General features: G+C 53.4%; 22 protein-coding genes and 1 pseudogene. 5 read left to right on the forward strand and 18 right to left on the reverse strand.

Annotated features, from left to right (window positions below; all coding sequences use genetic code 11):
- Positions 1-77: 77 nt before the first annotated feature.
- Positions 78-1,430 carry an MATE family efflux transporter gene (locus tag MKX76_RS16960; protein WP_341034270.1) on the reverse strand — a complete coding sequence of 451 codons (1,353 nt, stop codon included), beginning with the start codon at positions 1,428-1,430 and terminating at the stop codon, positions 78-80.
- Between the two features lie 417 nt (positions 1,431-1,847).
- Here MKX76_RS16960 and MKX76_RS16965 point away from each other — a divergent pair, with 417 nt between their 5' ends.
- Positions 1,848-3,119 carry a chitinase gene (locus MKX76_RS16965; RefSeq protein WP_341034271.1) on the forward strand — a complete coding sequence of 424 codons (1,272 nt, stop codon included), beginning with the start codon at positions 1,848-1,850 and terminating at the stop codon, positions 3,117-3,119.
- Positions 3,120-3,345: 226 nt separating this feature from the next.
- Here MKX76_RS16965 and MKX76_RS16970 read toward each other — a convergent pair whose 3' ends face one another.
- A complete protein-coding gene (locus tag MKX76_RS16970; RefSeq protein WP_007131260.1) occupies positions 3,346-3,729 on the reverse strand; it encodes an MmcQ/YjbR family DNA-binding protein in 384 nt (127 codons plus the stop codon).
- Between the two features lie 327 nt (positions 3,730-4,056).
- On the opposite strand from MKX76_RS16970, the gene MKX76_RS16975 reads away from it, so the two are divergent.
- Positions 4,057-4,812, forward strand: coding sequence for a YheC/YheD family protein (locus MKX76_RS16975; RefSeq protein ID WP_341034272.1), 756 nt, complete (start codon positions 4,057-4,059; stop codon positions 4,810-4,812).
- A gap of 100 nt (positions 4,813-4,912) precedes the next feature.
- Here the strand turns inward: MKX76_RS16975 and MKX76_RS16980 are convergent, their stop codons facing one another.
- From MKX76_RS16980 to MKX76_RS16995, 4 genes are all read right to left on the reverse strand, one after another.
- On the reverse strand, positions 4,913-5,299 hold the full coding sequence (locus tag MKX76_RS16980; RefSeq protein WP_007131258.1) for a RidA family protein: 387 nt from the start codon (positions 5,297-5,299) through the stop codon (positions 4,913-4,915).
- Positions 5,300-5,381: 82 nt separating this feature from the next.
- On the reverse strand, positions 5,382-6,899 hold the full coding sequence (gene nhaC, locus MKX76_RS16985) for a Na+/H+ antiporter NhaC (protein ID WP_213614765.1): 1,518 nt from the start codon (positions 6,897-6,899) through the stop codon (positions 5,382-5,384).
- Positions 6,900-6,935: 36 nt separating this feature from the next.
- Positions 6,936-8,108, reverse strand: a complete 1,173-nt coding sequence (locus tag MKX76_RS16990) for a MalY/PatB family protein (protein ID WP_213615016.1) — start codon at positions 8,106-8,108, stop codon at positions 6,936-6,938.
- A 59-nt stretch (positions 8,109-8,167) separates the two neighbouring features.
- Positions 8,168-8,839, reverse strand: a complete 672-nt coding sequence (locus MKX76_RS16995) for a helix-turn-helix transcriptional regulator (protein ID WP_144872711.1) — start codon at positions 8,837-8,839, stop codon at positions 8,168-8,170.
- A 205-nt stretch (positions 8,840-9,044) separates the two neighbouring features.
- Between MKX76_RS16995 and MKX76_RS17000 the strand changes: the two genes are divergently transcribed.
- Positions 9,045-9,488 (forward strand): DUF5946 family protein, encoded by a 444-nt coding sequence (locus MKX76_RS17000; protein WP_341034274.1) that lies wholly within the window; start codon positions 9,045-9,047, stop codon positions 9,486-9,488.
- A 185-nt stretch (positions 9,489-9,673) separates the two neighbouring features.
- On the opposite strand, the gene MKX76_RS17005 is transcribed toward MKX76_RS17000, so the two are convergent.
- From MKX76_RS17005 to MKX76_RS17015, 3 genes are all read right to left on the reverse strand, one after another.
- Positions 9,674-10,177 (reverse strand): CYTH domain-containing protein, encoded by a 504-nt coding sequence (locus tag MKX76_RS17005; RefSeq protein WP_213614769.1) that lies wholly within the window; start codon positions 10,175-10,177, stop codon positions 9,674-9,676.
- A gap of 135 nt (positions 10,178-10,312) precedes the next feature.
- Complete coding sequence (locus MKX76_RS17010) at positions 10,313-10,783, reverse strand: DinB family protein (protein ID WP_244152748.1); 471 nt, start codon at positions 10,781-10,783, stop codon at positions 10,313-10,315.
- A 173-nt stretch (positions 10,784-10,956) separates the two neighbouring features.
- Positions 10,957-11,274, reverse strand: a complete 318-nt coding sequence (locus tag MKX76_RS17015; protein WP_028405404.1) for a hypothetical protein — start codon at positions 11,272-11,274, stop codon at positions 10,957-10,959.
- A gap of 288 nt (positions 11,275-11,562) precedes the next feature.
- Between MKX76_RS17015 and MKX76_RS17020 the strand changes: the two genes are divergently transcribed.
- Positions 11,563-12,537: an aldo/keto reductase gene (locus MKX76_RS17020; protein WP_341035054.1), complete on the forward strand. Its 975-nt coding sequence runs from the start codon at positions 11,563-11,565 to the stop codon at positions 12,535-12,537.
- 207 nt (positions 12,538-12,744) lie between these two features.
- On the opposite strand, the pseudogene MKX76_RS17025 reads toward MKX76_RS17020, so the two are convergent.
- From MKX76_RS17025 to MKX76_RS17035, 3 genes and pseudogenes are all read right to left on the reverse strand, one after another.
- Positions 12,745-12,942, reverse strand: a pseudogene (locus MKX76_RS17025) (KGG domain-containing protein); the annotation flags it as partial.
- A 96-nt stretch (positions 12,943-13,038) separates the two neighbouring features.
- The gene (locus MKX76_RS17030; RefSeq protein ID WP_007131248.1) at positions 13,039-13,890 is read right to left on the reverse strand and encodes a manganese catalase family protein; all 852 of its coding nucleotides are present in this window, start codon (positions 13,888-13,890) and stop codon (positions 13,039-13,041) included.
- A 238-nt stretch (positions 13,891-14,128) separates the two neighbouring features.
- On the reverse strand, positions 14,129-14,908 hold the full coding sequence (locus MKX76_RS17035; RefSeq protein WP_213614771.1) for a helix-turn-helix transcriptional regulator: 780 nt from the start codon (positions 14,906-14,908) through the stop codon (positions 14,129-14,131).
- A 170-nt stretch (positions 14,909-15,078) separates the two neighbouring features.
- Between MKX76_RS17035 and pyk the strand changes: the two genes are divergently transcribed.
- Positions 15,079-16,494: a pyruvate kinase gene (gene pyk, locus MKX76_RS17040; RefSeq protein WP_007131246.1), complete on the forward strand. Its 1,416-nt coding sequence runs from the start codon at positions 15,079-15,081 to the stop codon at positions 16,492-16,494.
- Between the two features lie 313 nt (positions 16,495-16,807).
- Here pyk and MKX76_RS17045 read toward each other — a convergent pair whose 3' ends face one another.
- The 6 genes from MKX76_RS17045 to MKX76_RS17070 form a co-directional block, all read right to left on the reverse strand.
- Positions 16,808-17,119: a YbjQ family protein gene (locus MKX76_RS17045; RefSeq protein WP_007131245.1), complete on the reverse strand. Its 312-nt coding sequence runs from the start codon at positions 17,117-17,119 to the stop codon at positions 16,808-16,810.
- Positions 17,120-17,291: 172 nt separating this feature from the next.
- Positions 17,292-18,041, reverse strand: coding sequence for a MerR family transcriptional regulator (locus MKX76_RS17050; protein ID WP_007131244.1), 750 nt, complete (start codon positions 18,039-18,041; stop codon positions 17,292-17,294).
- Positions 18,042-18,328: 287 nt separating this feature from the next.
- Positions 18,329-19,300, reverse strand: a complete 972-nt coding sequence (locus tag MKX76_RS17055) for a phosphotransferase enzyme family protein (RefSeq protein WP_040739224.1) — start codon at positions 19,298-19,300, stop codon at positions 18,329-18,331.
- Between the two features lie 298 nt (positions 19,301-19,598).
- A complete protein-coding gene (locus MKX76_RS17060) occupies positions 19,599-19,946 on the reverse strand; it encodes a hypothetical protein (RefSeq protein WP_007131242.1) in 348 nt (115 codons plus the stop codon).
- Positions 19,947-20,178: 232 nt separating this feature from the next.
- Positions 20,179-22,710 carry a glycoside hydrolase family 95 protein gene (locus MKX76_RS17065; RefSeq protein ID WP_341034276.1) on the reverse strand — a complete coding sequence of 844 codons (2,532 nt, stop codon included), beginning with the start codon at positions 22,708-22,710 and terminating at the stop codon, positions 20,179-20,181.
- 77 nt (positions 22,711-22,787) lie between these two features.
- On the reverse strand, positions 22,788-25,571 hold the full coding sequence (locus MKX76_RS17070) for a discoidin domain-containing protein (protein WP_341034277.1): 2,784 nt from the start codon (positions 25,569-25,571) through the stop codon (positions 22,788-22,790).
- Between the last annotated feature and the right edge of the window lie 234 nt (positions 25,572-25,805).

The raw sequence follows: 25,805 nt of genomic DNA on the forward strand, positions 1-25,805 counted from the left end.
AAAAAAGGAACCTTTCGCGGTCTGTGGACCCGAGGTTCCTTTTACTTTTCGATTTCCTTTAGGCATCCTTCCATCGCTTATGAGCTGAAGGATCGTATCCATTTAAACCGGTTGACCTTCACGATCGCCACAAAACACTTCAAAATCTGATCCGATTTCAAGCAAATGAATACAATCAGCGGCGACAGGCTGAACGCGAAAGCGCAGAGCGCCGAGGACGGCAGCACGATGAGCCACATAAAGATGAAGTCGTTGTACAGCACGAAGCGCGTATCTCCGCCGCTGCGGACGATCCCTGTCAGGGCCGGCATCTGATAGGCGGTGCCGACGACCGTAATCGATAGCACCGTCATGAAGTGTCCGGCAAGCGTCTTCGCCTCTTCGGAGATGGAGTAGAAGCCGAGGACGGGGCCTTTCAGCAGGAACAGGACCGCGCCGGTCGCGAGGCCAAGGAATACATACAAAATCTGCAGCGTTTTGGCGTAAGCTATGATTTTATCCATCATGCCTTCGCCGATCGTCTTCCCAATGAGCACCGCGGTCGCGCTGGCTGAAGCGTAGATGATGACCGTGACCATCTGGAAGATCGTGTTCGCAATGGAGTTGGCCGCGATCGCGGATTCCCCCATATGGCCCAGAATAGCGGTTTGTACGGCCATGGCCAGTCCCCAGATCGCATTGGACATCAGAATCGGGGAGCCGACCCGGATATACTGCTTGAACAGCTCCCGGTCGATATGCAGGAAATCCCGAAGCGCGAGCCCGATTTTGCGGTCGAATCGTTTGATATAGAAGCAAACGATGATACATTCCAGGATGCGCGCCGTCAGCGTAGCGATCGCCGACCCCTGAACGCCCAATTCGGGAAAGCCCAGGTGACCGTAAATCAAAATATAATTCAGTACAATATTAATCACCAGCGTGGATAACGACACGATAAAGCCGATTTTCACCGTCTCCACGCTCCGCAGCGTGGCAAGCAGCGAGCTGGTCACGGCAAAGAAGATGTAGGAGAAGCACATGATCCGCAAATACTCGACACCGGCGGCGATCACGTTCGCGTCCTTCGTGAACAGGGACAGTACCTCTTGCGGGAAGAAGAATACCACCAGCCACATGATGACGCCGAGCGCAATCGACATCCGCATGCCGATGCTTGCGGCTTGTTTAATCGAATCGATCCGCTTTGCCCCCCAGAACCTGGAGGACATGATGACAAGCCCCTCACAGGCTCCCATCACGAGCATATGCAGCAGGAATTGAATCTGGTTCGCAAGCGCGACGCCGGACAAAGCCGTCTCGCTGTAACCGCCAAGCATCATATTATCCGATAAATTCACTCCTACCGATATCAGGTTCTGCATCCCGATCACAAGCGTCAGCCAGAAAAATCGCCGGTAAAACCCGCTCTCGCGCACAAATAAACTCATGTCGTCTACCCTTCTTCGTCTATAAGATGTCTATTTATTTTATTTAAATATATATGAATTGCAGAAAATGAAAAGAACAATCGGAATCGAAACACACTCATGACGCAAACGATGCGATAGATTCATAGATTTGGAGCGGACATAATAACATTATAATGTTTTTGGGGTAAAAAACTAGTCGTGAAGACGGAGGGGACTGCGAATGGCAGCTGCCCGTCTTCGACGGCATCCCTCCCGATTCCGCAGCATGTTCCCTGCCATACGTCATAGCAATCGCCAAGGATATGAATCTGCCTATGGATGAGGCGGCGCTCCGGCTGGCTTTCGTAGTCGCAACAGACTATGTACAAACCAACATACCGTAGATATGATGGCAATGGATTCCCAATCCAAATTATGGAACGAAGGAGAATGTGTATGACCGTGTGGAAATATCCGTTATCCACCAAGATGATTCAACGCAGTATGATCGCCGTGCTGGGAACGGCGCTTCTCATCTCTCCACTTGAAGCTTTTGCTGCCAATTCCGCGCCAAGTCCCGAAGCTTCCCCGTCCAGCCAATCCGCGAAAGCCGAGCCGGTTGCTCCTTCCGGACACGAACCGGTGATAGAGGGCAGCCTGCTGAATGTTGGCGAACACCGTTTTCTAAACCGTAAGGAGCTGATGCAGGAATGGGATGGTCTGGATCCGGATTATGCACCGGAGAAGGCCGTCGCCGCTGTTCAATCATTGCTGTCGGAGGAAGACTTTGAGCAGCTGTTCCCTTACCGGCTCGGCTCGGAAGCGTGGTTCCAGGTCGCCAAGGGGAAGGAATATTATAAGGCCGACCAGACGGATTATTTCTCATATGACAATCTTATTTCCGCGGTCGCGGACGTATCGAATCTGAAGATCAAAATCAGCACGAGACAAGGAGCCCCTTCAGCTCAAGAGATCCAACGGCTGGACAAGGAGGCCCGGATCGAGACGCTTGTGCTGCGGTCGGCAGACTTTAACGCTCCGGAGAATCGCAGCAAGCCGATTGAAACCGTTATCATTGATGGCGGTACGTTTCTGAAAGAAGGCTTCAAGAAGGACCGCAAACGCGAGCTGGCCGCCTTCCTCGCCAACCTGTCGCATGAAACGGGCGGCGGATGGGCGACGGCGCCTGGAGGCCCGCTGCGCTGGGGACTGTTCTGGAATGAGAACATCGCGGGCCGGACGGGAGCCAATCCGGACGCCTTCGTCGATCCTGCGTCAGCCGAGCTGTACCCGGGAACGCCCGGCAAGCGTTATTACGGCCGCGGACCGATCATGCTCAGCTGGAATTTCAACTACGGTCTGTTCAGCTCCATCATTTACGGGGACAAAAGCGTGCTCCTTAACCAGCCGGAGATTGTCGCAGCCGACGGCAAGATCGGTTATATGACCGCGATTCTATTCTGGATGACGCCGCAGAATCCGAAGCCTTCGGCCCATGACGTCATGGTCGGCAAATGGAAGCCTTCCGCACTCGATAAATTTAGAGGCCTCGGCGACCCGGGCTTCGGCACAACGATTATCGTCTTGAACGGTCTGGAAGCAAACTTAGGTGAAACCGAAGGAAGTCCGGTCCAGCGGCGGGCAGGGCACTACCGCGATATTACCGCCCGGATGGGCGTCGATATTACGGGCGAAAAGGTGGATACGCTCGGTATGAGACCTTTCTAACCACCGCCTCCATTGGCGGGATAACCCGACACAAGCACCGCCGGTCGGAAGATTGGCGGTGCTCCTTGCAGCTTACCATCGTGCGCAGGCTTGAATTCCATAATGCCAACCCTTGCGCGATCGACGGGCAGGGCTCCTGATGCAGCCTACCGTCGTAAACTGCCTTGCTGTCCGATAATCCAATCGCTGCGCGATCGACAGGCGCGACGCCTATGCAGATTACCGCTTACGTAGCCTCTCCATCCAATGACACCAGTCGCTGCGTAATCGCCAGACGCTTTGCCTTCGGCAGCGTATTCAGCACCAGGTCGTAAGAATGATCAATCATGTCTTGCAGATCGGCTTCGCTCAAGGAACCGTCGATCGTGACCGTATTCCAATGCTTCTTGTTCAGATGGTATCCAGGCTGGACGGCTTCATGCTGTTCCCGTAAGTTCGCTGCAATCACCGGATCGCATTTCAAGGAAATATGACTGACCTTCTGGTCCGCTATCGTTAACAGAGCGAACATTTTGCCGCCGACCTTCATGACGACCGGGAGCGGACCGAACGGATAATCCTCCAGGGCTCCCTTTTTTGAAAGGCAGTACGCCATAATCGGGTCTCGCAAGCGACCACTCTCCTCTTTTAAAAATAGACTCATCATAGAATCATTCGAACCGATAGATTCGGGACTACCTTACATCATAATTTTCCTTACCATCCTTGTCCATGATTTGTTCCTGCTTTCGTGTTCGATCATGTTCGGTCACTCCCGCACGGTTAGTTCATCATTTCCGCAGGATTCCTGCTCATTGCCATGACATTAGTTATCACCTTGCGCTTATCCGATAAAAAATTGTTTTCAATCTCACAGCTTGGCTCAAGGCCAACGTGGAGGCTTGCTCATCTTTCCCGGCATATGCTGAACAAAAAAGAGAGGTGAGCCTCTAAGAATATGCCCTATAAAAGCAGCACCATCAAAAGCAAATGGAAGAAAACGAAGTGGCTGTTAGAGGACGCCTATTTTCGGCGTTATGTCCCGCAAACCCTGCTCTTTAGCAAAAAAAATCTGACCTCCATGCTGAACGACTATAACACCGTCTTCTTTAAGCCGACCGACGGGTCCGGCGGCATGAACATTATTCGGATCCGCAAAACCGATGGGGGCTATCAGAAGCAGTTCAAAACGAAAAAAACGTATTATTCCGGCATCGATCAGCTGTATCAGGAGCTGAAGCGTTTTGCCGGCAACCGTTCCTACTTGCTTCAGAAAGGCATCCGCCTCGCGAAGAGCAACGGCAAGCCGTTCGATATCCGGGTGATGGTCCAGAAGACCAAGAAGGGAAGCTGGGTCGGAACTGCCTTGTTTACAAAGGTCGGCAGTCCCGGCAAAGTCGCCACCAACTACAATCAGGGAGGCAAAATCGGCACGTTCCGGCATACGATGGAGGGCGCCGGCTTCAACCCCGCCTTCATCTCCCAGATGGAGACCGAGCTGAAACGGGTCGGCGTAGCGACTGGCCATAATTTTGACCGTCATTACAAAGGCTTTAAGGAGCTTGGACTCGATGTTGCGCTGGATTCCAGCGGGCGGCCATGGATTCTTGAGGTGAACACGAGACCGCAGGTCTACCCGCTCCTGACGCTGAAGGACAAGAGCCTGTATAACCGCGTCATTTATTATGCCAAGCAGTACGGCAGATATAAATAGCGGGGCCCCCTATATCATGGTGGATCATACGAACAACGGCCGGGCATTATGCCCGGCCGTTTGTCCGCTTATATAGAGGTCAATATAAAGAGAAATCCGATTATGACTTGATCGCCACCACTTCAATCTCGACCAATCCATCCTTAGGTAAACGCGCTACCTGCACAGCGCTGCGTGCCGGATAAGGCTCCGCGAAGAACGAAGCATAGACTTCATTGACTGCTTGGAAATCGTTCATATCCTTTAAAAATACGGTGGTCTTGACGATATGCTCCATCCCGAAGCCGGCAGCTTCCAGAATCGCCTTGACGTTCAGCAAAGAACGTTCCGCTTGTTCTGAGGCCGTCTGCGCAAATTGTCCGTCTGCATCCATTCCCAGCTGACCGGAGGTAAACAGCATATTTCCGTATTGGACGGCTTGCGAATAAGGGCCGATGGCACCTGGAGCTTGGTTTGTGGAAATGGTTGTTCTCTGTTGTTCTGTCATGTTGTCTCTCTCCTCATTAGCGTGTCTAAGCACGCATTTATATTTTTTGATGGTACTTGGTGCATTTCCTTCAGGGTAATTCTTAATTGGCAGATGCGGTGGTTGCGTTAGGCTTGCTGAGGCTTCGCTCTTGATCGCCCCCATACTCCTTTAGCATTTCCTCCTGCTGCTCAGGCGTCAGCTTCGCGATCCCGAACCCGGTAAAGCCCCAAATCGTTGCAAAAATGATGCCGGTCCAGCACAGTACGGCCCAAGGCAGATAGGACAGCGTCGCCACGCCCAGCGTTCCTGCCATATAGGCACCGGCCGCCGTCCATGGCAGGATCGGCTCGGTAATGGCGGCAGAATCCTCAACCGTCCGCCCCAGATTTTTCGGATGCAGCCCCCGCCGGATATACGCCTCACGCAGCATCTCGCCCGGCATTAAGATGGATACCTGGCCGTTGCTGGTTACCCCGATCATCGTCAGACCCGTTGCAATGGTAGCCAGAATCAGCGATCCTGTGGAATGGACGAGTTTCAGAAGCTTATCGACAATCAGCTCCAGCGACTTGGTTAGCGAGATCGTGCCGGCAAATGTAATGGCACTGAAGCAGATAAGCAGCGTTCCCATCATGGAGCTCATGCCTCCCCGGTTAATGAGACGCGGAATGTCCGCAATGACCGCCTGAGGATCAAAGCCGCTCACGTGTACCATCGCGATATCGAATCCGCTTACCACAGAGGTTACAACGTCATGCAGTGTGAATCCGTGGAAGATCATGCCGTTCGCCATCGCGACAAAAGAGGATATCAGCATAACCGGAATTGTCGGTTTTTTGGTAATGGAGCCGTATAGCACGATCAGAACAGGCAGAATCAGCAGCAAGTTCCAGTCGTAGATCGTGGTGAGCGTATTCATGATCTCGGTGACCTTCTCCGGAACTCCGCTGCTCGATGTATGCGTGTTCAATCCTGTCACAACATATACAATCCCCGCCACGAAAAAGGACGGCAGCGTCGTGTACAGCAAGTGGCCGATGTGCTCATACAGGTTAACGCCGGTGGACAGTGCCGCGATATTGGTCGTATCCGAGAGCGGGGACAGCTTGTCCCCGAAATAAGCGCCTGCCACTACCGCACCTGCCACGGCAGCAAGATTGGCGTCCATACCGGCGCCAACGCCCATGAAGGCAACTCCGATCGTACCGGCCGATCCCCAGGATGTACCGGTACACACCGATACGACGGATGTGACCAGAAAGGCGGTAATTAACAAGAACTGCGGATCAATGATTTTGAGCCCGTAGAATATCATCATCGGAATGGTACCGCCGACCATCCATGCGCCGATCATGAATCCAACGACGATCAGAATAAGAATGGCCGGCATCGTCTTCGCTATTTTTTGCGAGATGGACTCCAATATGTCGTTATAGCTGTAACCCAGCCTGATCGCGATGATGCCTGCGACAATGGCCGATGTGATAATCAACGGCTCCGGAGGCAGCTCAAATAAAACGTAACCAAGACACAGCAGAATCACCATCGTAAATATCGGAAGCAGCGCAAGAAACATGGTAGGCTGCTTAATTACTCGTTCCTTTTTCGGCTTAGCCATATCAATTCCCCCTGGATGTAAATAAACGTTTGTTTTTTAACGGTTTAACGGATATGCCGAAGCCATCCGCGCTAAGCCTTCTTGAATAATCCCTCGCGGAGCGGCGATATTGACCCTGATGAAGCCTTCACCGCCTGAGCCGAAGGATGTGCCATAACTGACGCTTACTCGGGCCTTCTCCTGGATCCAATCCACCAGATCGCTCTCCCGTCGGCTGACGGCCCAACAGTCGATCCACAGCAAATAAGTTCCTTCCGGCTCAATAATCTTTAGTTCGGGCATATGCTCGGCGATATATTGTTTCGTAAAAGCAATATTGTCCTTAATGTATCCTTGAAGTGCCGTTAACCACTCCTCACACGAGGTATAGGCTGCTTCGAGCGCAGGTACGGAAAAAAAGGTCGGATTGTGGATGCCCGCCTGCAGCAATCCCTGCTTAAACCGCTCCCTCAGATCGCGATTCGGAATTATAATGTTAGCGATTTCGAGACTGGCCAAATTAAAGGTTTTGCCGGGCGACGTACAGATGACGGACCGCTCCGCGATCTCTTCCGACAGCTTGGCGATGACCGTGTGCTCATGTCCCTGATGAATGAAATCCGCATGGATATCATCGGAGACTATCAATGCATCATACTCGATACAGAGCCTGCCGATGCGCTCCAGCTCCTCCCTTGTCCATACCCGTCCTACCGGATTATGCGGGGAAATGAGCAGAACCATTTTGACACCTTCCCGCATGCGCTGCTCCATGTCCGCAAAATCGATCTCATACCGGCCGTTCACCAGATGCAGCGGACTCTCGGTCAGGACACGGTCATTAAGCGTAACCGCTTTCGCAACAGGCTGATAAACCGGCGAGTGGATCAGCACCCTGTCACCGACTTCCGTACATTTCTGGATCAATACCGAAACAGCTTGAATAATTCTCGGGCAATAGACGATCCAATCCCTCTCTACTTTCCATTGATAAGCTTGATCCATCCATTGACGGACAGCCTCATAATAAGTCGGGAACGGATCTGTGTATCCGTAAATACCGTGGCGGGCCATCTCGCATACCTTGTCCACAACGGCTGGCGGCGCCGGCACATCCATGTCGGCTACGGAGAGGGCGATCATGTCGCTGCCCAAGCTTTGCGCCATTCCGTCCCACTTCGCACTGTTCGTACCAAACCTGCTGACAATATGGTCGAAGTTGAATGTCATGATGTCACCTTCCTTGGTTGTTATTCTTTCATTCATGATGATTGATGGACTAAAGCCGGTTATTTCAGCTTCTGCAGATATCGGTACACGGTAGGCTCGGATATGGATAAGGCTGCGGCGACTTTGGATACTCCGCCTTTTAGCAAAAATACGCCCTGTTCATTCAATTCTTTCACGATATCGATCTTCTCTTGGGACGATAGCCGATCAGCCGGCATGCTGATTTTGCTAAGAACAGACTGGATGATGTGCTGAAGCAAATCGTCTACGTTTCCTTGCAGGTATTCCGTTGACGGCTTCTCTTCTTTCGGAGCATCGATCGATGTCGGCGGCGTCAGTGAAGCGCCTTGCAGTATACTGTTGATCCATTCGGCCGCAACATCCATATGCGTAACATCAATATTCAGACACATGAGGCCCACCAGCCCGCCGTTTCGGTCTTTAATAAAATACGTTGCCGACCTGAAAGTCTGCCCTCTCGGACCGGAGGCTTTATAGTTTGCAATGAATTGCTCTTCGCGGTATGCCTCCGCCTTCAGAATCTTCAATACGAGGTCGGTTGAAGCATCACCGACCTTGCGTCCGCTAATATGCCCGTTCTCGATAAAAATGATGGAGCGTTCCGGATCACTGATGTCGTGCACGACCACCTCGCATTTCGGCCCGATAATTGCCGCGATGAACGAAGCAATCGGAAAATAGCTTTCGAGCAGCTGCCGGGTCTCATTCATGGAACGTTCTCCTTTCTGTTGAGTGTAATTGTATAATGTCATAACTGCATAAATAATAATTATTTATCATGATAATATTATATTATACAAATGAAACGTTTACAACTTTTATTTTAAAATCAATTCTCGCTCTGGACATTAACGTTACGTCATCGTTTATCCTATTCATACATATTCATGAAAACAGTTATGGGAGGGGAACGTCATGGTTGACCATTCAACCATCATGATGAACGGACGGTGTATGGAATGCGGGGCAATGGAGCTTGATCAGTACTCTTGTTATGAACAATTCGGCTTTCCTCTCGCTTGGGAGCATCAGGGTCCGGAATTATACGCCCTTCATTTCTGGCTTGTCTCCTGTTATATGATCCAGCACCCTTCCAATTATACCGATGCAGGGTACGACCAGTTAGTCGACTTATTTCGAGATGCTTATGACAACAATTGGGATGCGGCAACGATATTACGGGAAAACCGCGAACGGATTCAAACCGTAGGCAAAATAGCGAATCCCCTCTCAAGTAAGGAGAGATCCCGCAGCCAGAGAAGCTGGACGCGCACGATCAATGATGTTTACATCGGCGGGGAAGCGATGGCGATCGACAACATCAAGAAGTGGCGTGACGCCATACGAAGTGAACTCTAATCGATTGCACGAATTCCCCCTGAACGAAACGACACTCCTTTGCATCAGCCAAACGCAAAAAAAGGCCCTTTCACACCGGTCATAGCTGACCTGTTGAAAGAGCCTCGTCGGGCGCCGACTGAAAAATGCCAAGCGAGAAGCGCAGCGGTCCTCCGCTTCAACGGCCCGCATCGACTGTGCCGGTATCAAGCTTCAGAGCGTGCCTGCAGATCCCGCCACACCTTTTTATTGCTATACTGCTTCTCCATGCTGATATCCCTGCCAAACCATGCCGGCGGCACGAACGCTTCAGCGTCTTCGAGCGAAGGAAACTCCACTTCCAGCACCAGCAGCTCGATTTGGCTGTAGTCATCGATTTCAACGATGCGCTCTCCCCAGCGGGCAGTGACTCTCCTCTTGGTAAGCGGGATCGCCCCGTGCGCCGTCACCACCTGTTCATACAGCCCTTCCGAAATGGAATACTCAACCTCTTCCCTGGCCAGCCCCCAACCCTTCTTAAAGGTATGGGTGAACTCCACCGCCCCGGTCCTCATGTCGATGATTTTGCGCACGCGCAGCTCTTGATCGCCGTCCAACGCCAAATACGTCTGCTCGATTTGCTGCTCCTTCTCGACGATAAGCGCCCCATTCTCGATAAGAGCTGCAGGGTATTCGCCCAGCAGGTATTTCCGTTCGATTTCAACCGCCATAACTCCTATTCGCCTCCACTCGTTAAACCCTTGCTATCGTTCCTCAATTATAAAGACGAAAGGGGCAAGCTACAAATAAAAAAACGATAGTTGGCAACTGCGGTCAGGCAGCCCTACTATCGCTCTCGGTATAACTTATTTTCGAATCAGCTTCTTATAGGCTTTAATGGTCTGGGTGTGCATCCCTTCATGAAACAAGCTGAACGAAAGAAACTCGCCAACCGTTTGAAGCGTGAGCGGTCCAATGGTGACCGGATGCGCCGAGGATTGGTCCATGCGGCCTTGGAAGGTATCCCGAATCCGCTTGATTTGGCCTTCCAGAAGCTCAATCAGTTCAGAGAGTGCAGGGGCCTTGGAGGTCCAATCGGCCGGTTTGGTCCCCGTTGCAAACCAAGCCTCGAATCCCTCCGGCAAATGCGGCTTCTCGCCTGCCGTCGCAAAGGCAAACTGTTCATGAACGGTGTAGATATGTCCCAGATTCCAGCGAATGCTGTTCGCGAATCCTTCCGGCACGATGTCGGCCTCCTGCTCCGTTACATCCTTCGCCGCTGCAAGGGTCGATGCTCTGGCAAAATCCAGTTGATTCAGCAATGCTTCATTCATCATCTGATATCTCCTTTCTAATCGTATGTAACTATCCTATCGAAATTCCATAGAGTTCGCAAGAATAGGCGTGTTCCCGTGAGGGGAGATACATTTCAGTCGGTCGATATCGAAAATAAAAAGCTTGTATCCCTTCTTTCTTGAGGGGAAATACAAGCTTTATTGCTCTACTGTAACTACGCCGCCGTTCTTGCGATGATTTGGCTGCGTTCCAAAGCGGTACGGGCTGAATCATCAGCAGGGCGGTAACCTTTTTCCAACAGCTCCTTGATATAAATCTTGTTGTAGACGAAGGAAAATACGATTCCGCTAATCCATGCCCCGAGCCCGAGCGTAAATGAACCAAAAACTGCAGAAATAATAAACATAATAACTGCCCATTTCAAATCCCCGCGGAATAAAGCCGGAAGAAACGCGAAGAAAAGGGTTGTCCAGCTAAACCCCAGCTTCACTCGTTTGGTGACCCCCGCATCATTCTTTAAATAAATCTTCACCATTTCACGTCCCATGATTCATAGTGAAAAAAGCAGCAGTCTCTCATATTCTCGTGCAGTTCTTAGGTAGGAATCCGATAGACAAAACCACTTCTTTTATCCTATGACTATATTACCATTTCATGACATGGAAGTTAATCTATATTTTTTCCTATGCCGCTAAAAAAGAATGTTTTTTGGGTAACCCCTCAGTCCCATGGCCCTCCCGATGATTTGAACCCGTTCGGCCAAACTGTTTATACTAAAGAAAAACTATACAATTTACGTACATAAAAGGAGTCGATCATGATGAACTACCGTCGTCTTGGCAGCAGCGGGCTTAAGGTGTCGGAGCTTGGCCTCGGCACGAATGCGTTCGGCAAACGAGCCGATGAGAAGACCTCGATCCGCATTATCGAACATGCTCTCGATCACGGCATTAACTTTATCGATACGGCCAACATCTACGCGGGCACCGAATCGGAGCGAATTATCGGACAAGCGCTCGCCGGGAAGCGGCAACATGTCGTGCTGGCCACCAAAGCGGGGTTGATAAAGGGGACGGGCCCGAACGAACGCGGCTCCTCCCGCTATCATCTCCAGCAGGAGCTGGACAACAGCTTAAAGCGGCTCCAGACCGATTATGTCGATCTTTATCAGATCCACACCTTCGATCCGCACACGCCGCTGGACGAAACGCTGCGCGCCTTGGACGACATGGTCTCTGCGGGCAAGGTCCGCTACATCGGCGCCTCCAATTACGCGGCATGGGAGATCATGAAGGCCCTCGGCATCAGCGAGCTTAAGGGGTATGCCCGGTATGTATCCACGCAAGTAAGCTATTCGCTGGCCGACCGCACGCCTGAACGGGAGCTTGTGCCGCTGTGCTTGGATCAAGGCGTCGGCATTATCCCGTATTTTCCGCTGGCAGGGGGGATTCTTACGGGGAAATATAATCAGGACAACCGGGTGCCGTCCGGTTCCCGGGCGGATACGGACCCGAACTTCCAGCGTTTCCTTGAGGATCACAATCTCAAGCTCGGCACTCAGGTCTCCCAGCTGGCTGCCGAGCATGGGCACTCTCCAAGCGCTTTGTCCCTGGCATGGCTGATCCATCGTCCTGCGGTTTCCACCGTCATTGTCGGCGCAACGAAGACCGAGCAGCTTGATGATAATTTGAAGAGCTTGGACATTAAGATGGACGATTCACTTGCGCGAAGCCTGGATGAAATCAGCGAACCGTTTGTTCATGGCAAGCCGTTTGTGACATATCGCCTCGATTGAGCAAAGGCTCTTAGAAGCCATGAATTCATCGTGGCTCGCTTGCGGCCAAAAGCACACCCGGTGCAAAATATGCAAGAAACGTAGAACAGCGACCGTCCCCGTATCGGGAACGGCCGCTGTTTATTTATGCTGTATTGGTTTCATCTGCTGCTTGTGGCTTCAACATTTCCTGATTCCACGCTTCTTTAGCGCAGCAGGAAATCCTCAGTCGTTATTATTGCCGCGGGACTCTCCGCCCTTACGGCCGATTTCCTCATAGAATTCCTTATCATGCGATTTAGACGTGGCCTCGCCGCCCTTGCGGCCGATCTCCTGATAAAACTCCTTGTCGTGATTTCTGGCCGTTGCTTCTCCGCCTTTGCGTCCTGCTTCTTCTCTGCTCATTTTGTTATCGTTGTTAGCCATGTTTCATCACTCCTAGTCGTTTTATTGATTACTGCTATGTCTCATATTTAACCATTCCCACTGGGGTGAAACATTCGATATCCTTCGTACGATTATTTAATTCTTCACGGTTTCGTTCACGACGTATGGCCCGGTTCCGGGCGTCGAATGCTGGTGCTTGGCAGCCGGCTTCAGAACGGGCGCTTCCCCGTAAGCCGTAGGGTTGGCCACATACTCGAAGTTGCCCGTACCGTCCGGCATCGGCCCGTTCGCCCAGCGTCCCATGCTGCTCTCCTCGCCTACGGAGAAGTTCATGAATTGCCGGGTTGCCTCCGTAACCGCACGCTCCCGAGGGAACGACGCCGGTGCGATCGGACCGTCAATCGCTTCGATCTCCTCGATGGCTGCCAGCCATTGATTCTGGTGCATAATATCACGCGCAATCATGAACGACAGCATATCCCGGACGCCAGGATCCGTCGTCTGTTCGTACAGTCGCACGACCTGAAGCAGCCCTTGGGATTCCGCATTCAGGTTCGCCCGGAAATCGGCCAGCAGATTGCCGCTCGCGATAATATACTTGCTGTTCCACGGATAGCCGTTGCTGTCCGTCGGCATTGCGCCAAGCCCTGACACGATCGCATGCTGCGGATTCATACCGCCGAGCGCGGCGGCAATAGCCGGATCCTTGGCAGCTTCGTCGACTTGATCCGCCGGTGCACCGTCCAGCAGCTGAGCGATCATCGTGCTCAGCATTTCGACATGCGCGATCTCCTCTGTCCCGATATCAAGCAGCATGTCCCGATATTTTTGCTCCGCACGACAGTTGAAGCCTTGGAACAGATACTGCATCATGACGGACATCTCGCCATACTGTCCACCCAGCACTTCCTGAAGCTTCCGGGCAAATACCGGATCCGGTCTTTCCGGTTTTGCGCGGTATTGAAGTTCTTTCATGTGAATAAACATCAAGTCGTCCTCCTTCAGGGTTGGATTGATATGGATCGAACGATTATTTCTTACCCGGACCCATCGATATTAAACAGTTGTGCATCATGAAGTCCGCGTAAGCTTCTATGTTCCGTTCATAATAATTAAAGCCGCGACCCGCGCGGCTAAAAGCGTAAACCAATATTTTCGTCAATTTATACGGTCCCCCTCCAACCGGACTGCTAATCCGCCAAGCATCGTCCTTCCCCAAGAATGCCTATATCGTCCGTGGACGCTCATGCAATAAATCCGACGGAGCGGTGCCCATGACACGCTTATAGGTTCGATAGAAATAGGAGAGGTCCTGATATCCTAAAAATACGGCAATCTCCTGTACCGTCAGCTGCGATTCGGTTAACAAATAGGCTGCCCGTTTCATCCGCTGAGCGTGCACGTACTGGCTTATCGTCTGCCCCGTTACGCTCTTAAAGAGCGCCGCCGCGTAATTGGGGGTTTTGCCAATGGCATCACCCAGCTCCTCTTTCGTTATTTTCTCACGGTAATGCCGCTCGATATATGACTTCATCCGTTCCGCATGCAAGTGCTTTTCGGGCGGAATGGCCCCCCTGTCCAGCTCGCGGCTGATATAAATCAATACTTCTGTCAATAATGCTTCTATCATCATGGCATAATACGATGGGCGCTCCTGCCACTGCTGATGGATCCCTTTCATACGTTCCAGGAGCAATTCATAACAGCCCGGTTTATGCTTCAAAACGTCTTCCCGTACGAGCACGGGTAAAGCCCGGGAGACGTCTTCCGTCCATTCAACGACGATTTGCGTATGCGTTACGGTCGGGATGCTTTTGGCATAAAACGGAACGCCCGCCGGAATAACCAGAAGCTCGCCCTTCTTCATGATCTGCTTATCCCCATTCAGCCAATACACGCATGTTCCATATGTCACAAGGCTTAACCGCCATGCTCTCTTCGCCGGGTCTGCTTCTTCATACCAATCGACGCCGTTAATTTGCCTTACATCTATCGGAGTGACCATAACCCACCTCTTATACGATACTATAGTCTAATCATTGTATTATAGTTCCTATCATGATTCGACAAGACAGGCTACAATGTCATCATTAGGAAAGTTTGAATTGAACTTGTATAACGGAAACAGACTGAAGGGTACAAAATAGTACGAATACAAAGGAGGATCCAATAATCATGCTCAAAACAAAAATCATTTGTACGATGGGACCTGCGTGCGATTCCATTGAGGTGTTGAAGAATATGATTCAAGAGGGAATGACCGTTGCCCGTTTGAATATGGCCCACGGGGAGCCGGAAGATCACGTGACCCGGATCCGGAATGTTCGTCAGGCCGCGTCCGAGTTAAACAAGTATGTGCCTATCATGATGGACATTAAAGGACCGGAAGTGCGGATCGGCAAGCTGAAAGAGCCTTCCTGCCTGCTGGAGCCGGGTCAGGAGCTCATCCTGACGACGGAGGAAATTCTAGGTGACGCCCGCCGCATCTCGGTCAACTATCCAGAGCTTCATCAAGTGGTCAAGCCGGGAGACCGCATACTCATCGATGATGGCCTCGTGGACCTGAACGTTCTGCATATCGACGGGCACGACATCCATTGCAAAATCATTAGCGGCGGCGTGCTCAAACCGCGTAAAGGCGTCAATCTGCCGGGAATAAAAACGACGCTTCCCGGGGTCACCGAGCGGGACGTGAAGCATATCGGCTTCGGACTGGAGAACGGGATTGAGATCATTGCCGCCTCTTTCGTGCGCCAGGGCGATAACATTCGCGAGATTCGCCGCATCCTCAAAGAACGCGGCGCGGACCATGTGCAGATCATCGCCAAGATCGAGAACGAAGAGGGCATGCAGAACCTGGATGACATCATTGAAGCATCGGACGGCATCATGGTTGCCCGGGGAGATCTTGGCGTCGAAGTGCCAGTCGAAGAAGTGCCTATGATGCAAAAAGAAATGATCGATAAATGCAACCTCGCCGGCAAACCGGTTATCGTGGCCACGCACATGCTCGAATCCATGCAGGTCAATCCCCGCCCAACCCGCTCCGAGGTAAGTGACGTGGCTAACGCGGTCATTCAAGGCGCGGACGTTGTCATGCTGTCCGGGGAATCCGCCGCGGGCAAATACCCGGTGGAATCCGTGCGCACCATGGCGGCCGTCGCCCGCCGCGCCGAGACGATGATCGATTACAAAGATCAATTCGCCTTCAAATCCAGACAACAAGTGGCTAACATTACGGAAGTCATCAGCCAGGGAGCGGTCAGCTCTTCCCTTGTCTTGAATGCGAAAGCCATTATTACGGCGACGGAGAGCGGATTTACCGCGCGGATGATTTCGAAGTACCGGCCGAAGGCGCCGATTATCGCCGTCACGCAGCACGAGGAAGTGCTGGCGAAAATCTGCCTGCTCTCCGGCGTCATTCCGGTAAAAGGCGACAAGGTTACGACAACGGACGAAATGTTTGAATCCGCAACCCGGAATGCCATTAAGACAGGCTACATTGAAAAAGGCGATATTATTGTATTATCCGCCGGCGTGCCGATCGGCCAATCCGGCAACACGAATCTGATTAAGGTACTGCAAGTTTAATATTTTTTAAGACCTCCCCATGTTTCAACCGTGCCAATTGCTACTCAGAGCAATAACGACCTAGAGCAATAAAGCGCAAATGATATAACGCTCTATATGGGGGCAGGATAAACGTCGGATTAGGACCGATTACGATAAAAAAGGGTTAGGCAGATCGGGCTTCGAGCCCTCTGCCTAACCCTTTCATATTAAAGATGCACCGATTGTCCTAGCAGCCGCCCCCGAACAAAATGAAATCGAACCGCTGGCTGTCCGCAGACAGCTCGGGAACGAGCAGCGTTATCGTTATATAACCGCCCCGGGATCTTCTCTGCTAAACAACTACGGCCGTTCCGCTGACGGCGACCATCAGCATGCCTTCGCGAATGACCTCATAATCAATGTCGACGGCTAAAATCGCATTGGCTCCCATATGATCGGCTTGCTGTTTCATTTCGGCGATGGCTGCGTCCCTTGCTTCCTGCAGCTTGTTCTCATATGCGCCCGAACGCCCTCCGACAATGTCGGTGATCGAGGCCAGAAAATCCCTCACCACATTAGCGCCCATAATCACTTCGCCTGTCACGACGCCGATATAACGTTGAACCGGATAACCTTCAAGGGTGGATGTTGTTGAAATTAACATGGAATATTCCTTCTTTCGTATTGGTTTCCTCTTATTACGCTGGAAAAAGGAATCGGTTGCGGTGATCCCCTCTTCCGCGTCTACCTAACATCCTGGAATAAACAAACAAACGGCATTCCTGCCGCTTGTTTGTTTCGCTTTTTCGTCTATTCTGCTATCTCTGCCGCTTCGATTAGGCAAGGGCTGCGTATTGCTCCCCGGCTGCATGAAGATAATACGCAAGACCGGTCTGCTGCTCCTCCAGCATCCGGAGATGGAAGTCATCCTGCAGGAAAAACTTCGTCTGCGCCGCAAAATCCGCCGGCGTTATCGAATGGCCATGGGCGTTCAAGAATGCCAAATGCTTGCCGATCAGGCGCTGTACGCGTTCATCGTTATGCTTGACCCCGGACGTTAACGACTCGGCCATCGCCGCCATGAATGCGGAGGCCTCAGCCGCTTGCTCGTTCAGATCCGCTGCATGGATCTGCTCATCCTGAAGCAAATCAACGTCATAGGCGTCCTTCAAGTAATCATTCTGTTCCTTTAACGCTTCCTTCCAGGCTTCATCGCTATCAAAGCCTTTAAACATTTCCTCTGGTTTCATCGGTTGTCCTCCCTCCAGTTCTTTCATTGATTTTCTGAGCGTGTCCAGTATCGTGTCCAGGCGGTCCAGGCGAGCTGCAAGCAGCTCTTCCTGCTCCGACAGGATGGTCCGACGGTTCTGCGAGCCGTCCAGCAGCTCTTTGATTTTATCCAGCGGAATGTCGAGCTCCCGGTAGAATAAAATTTCCTGCAGTCGTTCCAGCTCGCGCTTCCCGTACAATCGGTAGCCAGCGTCGCTGATTTCGGCGGGCATAAGAAGGCCTATCTTATGGTAATGATGCAGTGCCTTGACGGTCACGCCCGACAATGTCGACACTTCCTTTACCGTGTACAGCATGCGGTTAACCTCCTTTCAGCTATCAGTCTAAAGCCTCCTCCAAGAGGAGAGTCAAACGTTATTTGGATTCCAGCAATATGAAACGAGACGGTTAATATGTATGATTCCTTATTAACGAACAAAGCCAAGACCTGTCTGTAACAAGTCTCGGCTATCCTCTTGCTAATAATCGCTGCGTTGCGCCCTTCACTTCCCCATGATTGTAATCCGAAGTTGACGCTGATCATCGTGCTACAGTCAGCATTACACCGCACTCCGGGAGAAGCACAGCGAAACAGAGCTGCAATTTACCATGGTTCACTGAAGCTTCCGCGATCGTCGTCGCAATAGGCAATCAGTTTATCCCGAAGCCCCTTATACCAAGGGGGCGCGTCGTCAAGAACGAGATCGCTATGCTCCAAGGCGCGGAGGATTCTGGCGAAGCTATACAGGCGTCCGAACCGCCGAAACCTCGGAAGCTCCTCTTCGGTTTCCGGCTCCAAGCTCCGGATGGAGCGATAGCCTTCAAGAAATGCCTCCCGCTGGATCCGGCACTCCGTATCCGCCAGCGTTGATGCGATATCCATCGCAAACCAATGATACATCGAGTCGTCAAAATCGATAACTTGAAACGAGCGCTGATCCGCTTGATAGAATACGTTATCCAGTTGGAAATCATAGTGGATCAAACCGAAGCTCTGTCTGGACGCAGGCATGAACTGCAGCCATAGACAGATGCGGTACAGCTCTTCCCTCGCCTCCCGTTCTTCGGGATGCCGCTTCAGCACCCCGTCGATCCACTGCAGGATCTGCTCCGGACCTCTCCGCCGGTATAGCCCCGGCTCGTATTCACAAGATAACCTGTGAAGCCGTGCAAGCGCCCTCCCCCAATCCCGGCACTGCCGCTTCGACACAGTCTCGTTGTTCAGCACGGCACCGATGGCCGCGCTAAATACGACACCGTAGTATGTGCCTTCCGAGGTCCGTACCGTTTCGACGATATTTCCGCCGGATGATGGCACAGGAAGTACGCACGGGTACCCCCGCTCGGCCAAAAACCGCATATAATCCAGCTCGGCGGTCAGCTGTTCCATGCTACGATCCTCATCCGAACTAAAACGCAGAAAATACCGGACGCCCTGACGGTCAAGCACATACACGAAATTGGTGCTTGCTCTCCAGAGCTTCATCGTCCCTTCGTCATGCTCCCATCGCTTCGCCATTTCGCGGGCCACCGTATCGCCGGCCAGACCTCGAACCATTGTCGTTAACCTCATCATCTTCTCAAGCGTTCCTCCCATGACAGCGCGAGAGGACCGAGCGTATATCCCTAAATCCCGAGCCCTCTCTCCTGTATCCGATTGTGAATGAAATGCGTATTCAACAACGTCACCCCTTTCCATGGCTCCTTCAAGGCCCGGACGTTCATACGTCCCTTCCTTGATGTCATTGTACAGGAGCGGCAGCCGCCGCGGATGGGGGAGAATGGGTATAGGCGATTTTTACTCGAAGCTTGTATCCAGACATGCAATAACCCCGCGACATCGCGGGGCTCCGTGCATGCTTATTGTTCCTTCCTCATTTTTTTTCCACTTGCAGTATCGTAATGCGCTTTGCCGCATAGGTATCCTTGATGGCGTCTTCGGAAATCACGTTCAATTTGATAAGCCCGGCAATCTTGGACGCATCCGGCTTGGAGAGCAGCCGCCATACATCCGGATCCGGCAGCGCTTCGTACAGCTTCTGCTCATCGAACTCCTTCCGGTCTTGAAGGACCAGCTTAGCCCGATACGTCCCCGCCTCCAGCTCCTGGACCCCCTGCTGCTGGCAATGCTCAATGATTTGCCCGCGCAGCTCCGATAATTCCTGCTCCAGCTCTTTTTGCTTTTGCTTGAGTTGATAGTATCTTCGCAACTTCACATCCATCGCATCTCACGCTCCTCTACACAACATATGTATGCAGATGGGCGGCACAATTAGGATAAAATCAAGCAAAAACGCGTAAATCCCACCGCTTGGCGAGACTTGTCCTGTGAGTTTTTAAATAGGCCGTTTCTAATAGAGAAGACGCCGAGCAGTAGACAAGCAGAGAAGCTTGGCCCCTCTGCCCTGCCTGGATTCATAGTTACTGGTTGCTGCTTGCGCTGGCGCCATCCTTTCATATCGGGACGGTTTGCATAGATGGATCACCGCCGGGCTTTCCGAAGTCCCTCCTCAGAATACAAGACTCTCCTTCCTTCATGAGAAACGAAAGACGATAGCTGCCTGAAGGGTCATCGAGGCGCTCCTCGTTCGTGCCCGACCCTTCCACGGGAACGGGAACAAGGGGCGTGCGGGACCACACCGCGCATCGGCCTGCTCTCGATGCACACACCTTCGCTTCGGATAACTCCCCATCCTCCCATCGCATATCCACGACCCAGCCTCCCCGGGCGCGCAGCCCTTTCACATCGCCGCTGCTCCATCCAGACGGGAGCGCCGGCAGCAGCCTCAGCTCGCCTGCATGCGACTGCAGCAGCATCTCGCCAACGCCTGCAATTCCCCCAAAATTTCCGTCGATTTGAAAAGGCGGATGGCAATCGAGCATATTCGGGAATGTCGAAGAGGCAAGCAATTGAAGCAAATGCCCGTACGCTTCCGTTCCGTTCAATAGCCGCGCATAATAATTGATGATCCAAGCCCGGCTCCAGCCGGTATGTCCTCCCCCATGCGCAAGCCGCCGCTCAAGCGTCCTCTTGGCGGCTTCGGCCAGCTCCGGCGTATGAAACGGGTCGATCTGCTCCCCCGGATATAACGCGAACAATTGAGAGATATGGCGATGGCCCGGGTCCGCCTCTTCATAATCCTCGAGCCACTCCATGATGCCTCCGTGCCTTCCGATTTGCGGAGCCGGGATGTTACGGATCGCTGCTTCAAGCTCGTCAAGAAAGCGGGTGTCCTCCCCAAGCAGCCGCCCGGCCTCCAGACAGGCTTGCAATAAAGCATGGGCAATCTGCGAGTCCATGGATGGGCCCATGCAGAGACTGCCCACGGCACCATCCGGAAGCATGAAGCGGTTCTCCGGAGATACGGAGGGCCCGGTAATCCGCCTGCCCTCCCCGTCTATCGTCATATAGTCCAGCAGAAAGATGGCCGCTTCCTTCATGACGGGGTATGCCCGGTCGCGGAGAAAATCGGCATCTCCTCCGAAGCGGACATGCTCCCACAGGTGCAAGCACAGCCATGCGGCTCCCATCGGCCACACGGTGCAGGTCATCAAGATCCCCTCGGGTCTGGTCTCCCCCCATACATTCGTATTATGATGGGCCGCAAAGCCGCGGCAGCCGTACATCTCCCGGGCCGTCTTCCGGCCGTTCGGCAGCATTCGGTCAATCAGATCGAACAGCGGCTCATGGCACTCCGGCATCCCAAGAAGCTCCGCGGGCCAGTAGTTCATCTGGATGTTCGCGTTAATCGTGTACTTGGACTCCCACGGCGGCGTAAAGCTGTCGTTCCATATCCCTTGGAGATTGGCTGCCAGGGACCCCGGCCGGGAACTGGACAGCAGTAAATACCGGCCGTACTGCACATATAATTCAATTAGTCCAGGGTCATCATCCGGATACGCCCCAGAGTTACCCTCCGGATCTGCGCCTGAGTTTCCTTCCGGATTCGTCCCCGAGTTACTGCTCCTGACCCGCTCCTTCAAAAGGTTCAGCCGCTGATCGGTAGGGAGGGAAGCATAATCCCGCGCGCCGGCGTCCACCTCCAGCTTCAGCGAAAACCTGCCGAACTTCTCCCTGTATTCCTCCACGTGGCGGCTGAACAACCGCTCATAGGGGATCGAAGACGCATGGTCCAGCTGCTGCAGGCACATCTCTTCCGGTTTCCGGCACCGGAACGTCGTCTGAGCGGATAACAGCAGCGTTACGGCATCCGCACCTTCAACGGACATGAAATCGCCGATGATGCGGATATTCCCCCCTTCAGCGGCTCCGCGCAAAGCGGCGCAGAAGGAGACGCCGTCCGCCCCGGCCTCCCCTTTCATAGTCAGGGTGTCATTCCCAATCGATCGGGTGCCGCAGTCGAAAGGACGGCGCATCAGGTTTGCGGCAAAGGTCAAACTGCCGGGGCGGTCTGCCGTCAGACGGATGACCAGCACACCGTCCGGCGCGCTTGCAAAGTACTGCCTGCGGTACGTGATTCCCCCCGATGTGTAGGTCACGGCCGCCATGGAACGCTGCAAGTCCAATTCCCGCTCATAGTGCGTCGCCGGTGCTTCGGTGTTCAGGAATTTCAGCAGCAGATCGCCCAGCGGCTGATAGGGCTGCTCATATTTCGGCGAAGAGGTCATTGCCATCCGGGCCAGATGCTCGGCCTCCGCTTGACGGCCATCCTGAAGCAATTGCCGGATGTCGCCCAAATATGGGATAGCATTCGGGTTGCCCCCCCTTCCCGGTCCGCCGTACCATAGCGAATCCTCGTTCAATTGCACCCGCTCAAGGCCGGTTCTGCCAAACACCATCCCTCCGAGCCGTCCATTGCCGATCGGCAGCGCCTCATTCCATTCCGCCGCAGGCGAGGTATACCATAACCGCAGAGGCCGCTCAACGGCTCCTGATAATGACGCCTCGTCAGTCCCCATGATCCTTGCTTTAGCCTCTGCATCGAATCGCTGCCTCCCGTCCATGTTCGAGCCCTGGTTGCCCATACGTATTCATGCCTCCCATTCCTATGGAAAAGGGGACTCCAGACATCGCTGAACATCCCCTCTTCCCCTATATCAGATCAAGGTAATTCCGGTACATCCAAAGCACCGCCTCCCACCGGCGTACGGGCGAGATGATCCACCGCTTCCTGGCCGAGACGATCCTTCAGCTGCTGGATAAACAAGCTTTGCGGCGCAACATGCCGACCCGTCGACTCCCAATAACCGTCCTCCCGCGGACGCGGGTCGTAGTCGTTCGGCACGAGCGGCCTGACGTTCAAGCCGTCCTCCGTCGGAACATGCCCGATTGCGTAATTCTGAGCAGTCGGCGGCTTCTGAGCGACGAGCCCGCCCTCGGTATTCCACATGACGTAATTGGCGCCTGCCCACCCGTGTCCGCTGCCGAGCCAAGCCCGGTCGCGAACGCTGATCCGTGCGCTGACATTGTCGTACAGACCGCCCGTCGACCAGCGGTGATGAGGCTCGCTCGTATTGTACTCCCGGGTCGCCCTGTTATCGTACATTACATTGGGTCCCTGTACGCGGCTCTCAATGACGTAAGCATGCCGGGAGGTTTCGGTATAGTTTCGCTGGACTAGGTTTAACTGCCCCTGAATGAAGAGGCTGTAGCGTCTTCCCCCGGTGATGATGCTCACCATGTCGTACATTTCGCTGTCCTGCACCGTTACCCATTTGGCCTGCCGGCCGACCTGCACCAAGGCATAAGAGAAGTGGTATCCTTCCACCTCGCGAACCCAGGCATTCTTCACGCTGTTCATCATGATAAAGCGCTCGGCGTGGTCTTCATCCGAATAATACGGCGTATCCAGAACGTCATTATCCATCTTCGTGTCCGTCTTGCTCGGGTCAAAATCGGATACGGCCCGCATGTTCTCGATGCCGACCTGTTCGATCCGCTCCTCGTCCGTCGCTTTGAAGAGCTTGCCGCCGCCCCACTGACGCTCGATGGCGTTGGCCAGCGGTGCGTCAACCGTAATCCGGTTGCCGTCAATTGCGGTGATCACCCGGTCAAAATCAAGGTTAAAGGGCGTCCATTGCTTCGTTCCGCCGGTGAGCGGCCTCATAAAGATATGATCCATGCCGATTTCATGAATCCAGCGCTCGCTGCCGATCCGTCTGACGATAACGGAATCCCCCGCCTTATAGCCCGAAGCATCCTGAACATGAAACGTTCGGGAGCCCGCCGGAACATACAAGTCCTGGATGTCCGTCTCCGTCCCCTCCACGATCGACGGACCGGCCGTACCGCCGACCTCGATCAGGTTTCGGGCAGCTGTCCCCGTGCCGCGGATGATCGTCCCATTGTCGTCCTTGCCTTCGCCCCGGAGCACGACGCCGCTTGCCTGAATGCGCAGGGTTCCGCCGACGAAATACGTTCCGCTTCTTAGCAGCACGGCTCCCCGGAACCCGTCCGCATCCCGCGGGAGCCGGGACACTTCATCAATCGCCGCCTGCAGCATCGCCGTATCGTCCCCGCCGGTCGGCTCCACGGCAACCTCCGCCTGAACATCCGGCAGCCTTACGCCGCCCCCTTGGTATCCGACATGAGAGAAGTCGATGATCCGATTGCCTTTATAGTCGGGAACGTAAACCATCCGTCCGTTTTTGCCGACGTAGGCGATCCGGCTCTGCCCGTCAGGCACCCCGTTCTTGGGCATGACGGTATAATACAGGCTGTCGTAGTACGTCCCGCCGTCCGACATATGGAACGTCATTTGAATCTCATAGGTTCCCGGCACTTTCATACCGCCTGGAAGCTGTATGGAGGCATCCTCGCCAGCGATTAGCGTTTTCGTCCCGAGATTTCCTCTCGATTGGCCGTCCCTCAGCCATCTCGCGGAGACGCTTCCGCTTAGATTCGGTGCAATCATGACGACCGGCAAGGTCTTGGTCTCCTCCAGAATCGCCGCCTCGCCGATTCTCTGCGTCAATGCCGGATGACGAAAGGAAGTGAAGGCAACATATTTCGCATCTTCGAATTCGTGCTCATCCTTCACGACGAACCATAAATCCGGCGAACGGACCGTCTTGCCGCCCACGCTGGCTTCGGCGTAGATCCGGGTCGCGCCGACTTTGCGGCCGGTCACAGTCCCGTCTGGCGTAACCGTCGAGCTGGCTCCATCCGCTAGATACCGGATTTGATGAGGAGGCAGCGCCGCCCACTCCCCGTTCGCCCCTCTTCCTCGGACCTCGAGAGGAGCGGTACCGCCAATCTCCAAGCTTAGCTCGTCATTGTTGCCAAATGGAGTTCCGTCCTCCTTCACGAAGGCAAGCTCCGTTACATCGACCGGAATCTCCGAGCTTCCATCCTGCATATAAATCTCCATCTCCTTCAGCTGCACGTTCAGGTTCCGCGACAGCTGCAGCGTGATACGGACTTGAGATGCCGTTACGGCATCAAATGAAATACGCTCTTGACCGTCCGCCCGAATGCCCTCGGTCTTTGTGAACGCGCGGCTCCATGACTCCCCTTCCAGCGAGTAATCGATTTCCACAGCCTTCAGGTTATCCCCCCGGTTCAAATCAAGAATGACCTGGTTCAACGGCTGTCCGCTTCCAAGCTCGACCTGGATATGCACGCTCATATCTTCGCGATCCGTGCTTGCCGGCTGCCAATAGGTATCCCTGCTGCCGTCAACGGCTTTTCCGGCTTCCTGCCCGCTTACGGCAGAGCTGGCCATGGCCGGCTTGTCGAGCGCAAGATTCACGGGAGCGCCGCCGGTATTCAAAGCCGCGTCCCCTTTTACCGGCAAATTTCCCAAGGAGAGCAGCAGAACGCCCAGCAGCAGGACGGCAATCCTGCGGTTTTCCCATCCATCGCGCTTTCGTGCCTTTTTCATCATTCATCCCCCATCCTTCGTCTAATGTCGTGATTGACGATCGATCCGTAATTGACGCGCTCCTCCTTCCTCCACTTAGCGGATTATGATTCCATCGTAGGGCTGCCCGGCCCGTTACGCCATGCCGTAACTTGCGGAGACAGGGTGTTTTTTTAAGAAATATGCTCTCCTAAGAAAACACAATCGCAAACGAACGGAGCCGCATGTGCCGTTGGCGTTACATCCGTTACAATGAGG

It is taken from the genome of Paenibacillus sp. FSL R5-0810, from assembly GCF_038002285.1.
Classification (GTDB): Bacteria; Bacillota; Bacilli; order Paenibacillales; family Paenibacillaceae; genus Paenibacillus_AQ; species Paenibacillus_AQ lactis.

What these genes read in the sequence shown, in the direction of transcription:
- MKX76_RS17020 (WP_341035054.1), top strand. Translation starts at nt 11,563, where the DNA reads ATGAACTACCGTCGTCTTGGCAGCAGCGGGCTTAAGGTGTCGGAGCTT.
- MKX76_RS17000 (WP_341034274.1), top strand. Translation starts at nt 9,045, where the DNA reads ATGGTTGACCATTCAACCATCATGATGAACGGACGGTGTATGGAATGC.
- MKX76_RS16960 (WP_341034270.1), bottom strand. Translation starts at nt 1,430, where the DNA reads ATGAGTTTATTTGTGCGCGAGAGCGGGTTTTACCGGCGATTTTTCTGG.
- MKX76_RS16990 (WP_213615016.1), bottom strand. Translation starts at nt 8,108, where the DNA reads ATGACATTCAACTTCGACCATATTGTCAGCAGGTTTGGTACGAACAGT.
- MKX76_RS17035 (WP_213614771.1), bottom strand. Translation starts at nt 14,908, where the DNA reads ATGGTCACTCCGATAGATGTAAGGCAAATTAACGGCGTCGATTGGTAT.
- pyk (WP_007131246.1), top strand. Translation starts at nt 15,079, where the DNA reads ATGCTCAAAACAAAAATCATTTGTACGATGGGACCTGCGTGCGATTCC.
- nhaC (WP_213614765.1), bottom strand. Translation starts at nt 6,899, where the DNA reads ATGGCTAAGCCGAAAAAGGAACGAGTAATTAAGCAGCCTACCATGTTT.
- MKX76_RS17055 (WP_040739224.1), bottom strand. Translation starts at nt 19,300, where the DNA reads ATGATGAGGTTAACGACAATGGTTCGAGGTCTGGCCGGCGATACGGTG.
- MKX76_RS16995 (WP_144872711.1), bottom strand. Translation starts at nt 8,839, where the DNA reads ATGAATGAGACCCGGCAGCTGCTCGAAAGCTATTTTCCGATTGCTTCG.
- MKX76_RS17005 (WP_213614769.1), bottom strand. Translation starts at nt 10,177, where the DNA reads ATGGCGGTTGAAATCGAACGGAAATACCTGCTGGGCGAATACCCTGCA.
- MKX76_RS17060 (WP_007131242.1), bottom strand. Translation starts at nt 19,946, where the DNA reads ATGGATGTGAAGTTGCGAAGATACTATCAACTCAAGCAAAAGCAAAAA.
- MKX76_RS16975 (WP_341034272.1), top strand. Translation starts at nt 4,057, where the DNA reads ATGCCCTATAAAAGCAGCACCATCAAAAGCAAATGGAAGAAAACGAAG.
- MKX76_RS17030 (WP_007131248.1), bottom strand. Translation starts at nt 13,890, where the DNA reads ATGTTTATTCACATGAAAGAACTTCAATACCGCGCAAAACCGGAAAGA.
- MKX76_RS16980 (WP_007131258.1), bottom strand. Translation starts at nt 5,299, where the DNA reads ATGACAGAACAACAGAGAACAACCATTTCCACAAACCAAGCTCCAGGT.
- MKX76_RS17050 (WP_007131244.1), bottom strand. Translation starts at nt 18,041, where the DNA reads ATGCTGTACACGGTAAAGGAAGTGTCGACATTGTCGGGCGTGACCGTC.
- MKX76_RS17065 (WP_341034276.1), bottom strand. Translation starts at nt 22,710, where the DNA reads ATGGGCAACCAGGGCTCGAACATGGACGGGAGGCAGCGATTCGATGCA.
- MKX76_RS17070 (WP_341034277.1), bottom strand. Translation starts at nt 25,571, where the DNA reads ATGATGAAAAAGGCACGAAAGCGCGATGGATGGGAAAACCGCAGGATT.
- MKX76_RS17045 (WP_007131245.1), bottom strand. Translation starts at nt 17,119, where the DNA reads ATGTTAATTTCAACAACATCCACCCTTGAAGGTTATCCGGTTCAACGT.
- MKX76_RS16965 (WP_341034271.1), top strand. Translation starts at nt 1,848, where the DNA reads ATGACCGTGTGGAAATATCCGTTATCCACCAAGATGATTCAACGCAGT.
- MKX76_RS17010 (WP_244152748.1), bottom strand. Translation starts at nt 10,783, where the DNA reads ATGATGAATGAAGCATTGCTGAATCAACTGGATTTTGCCAGAGCATCG.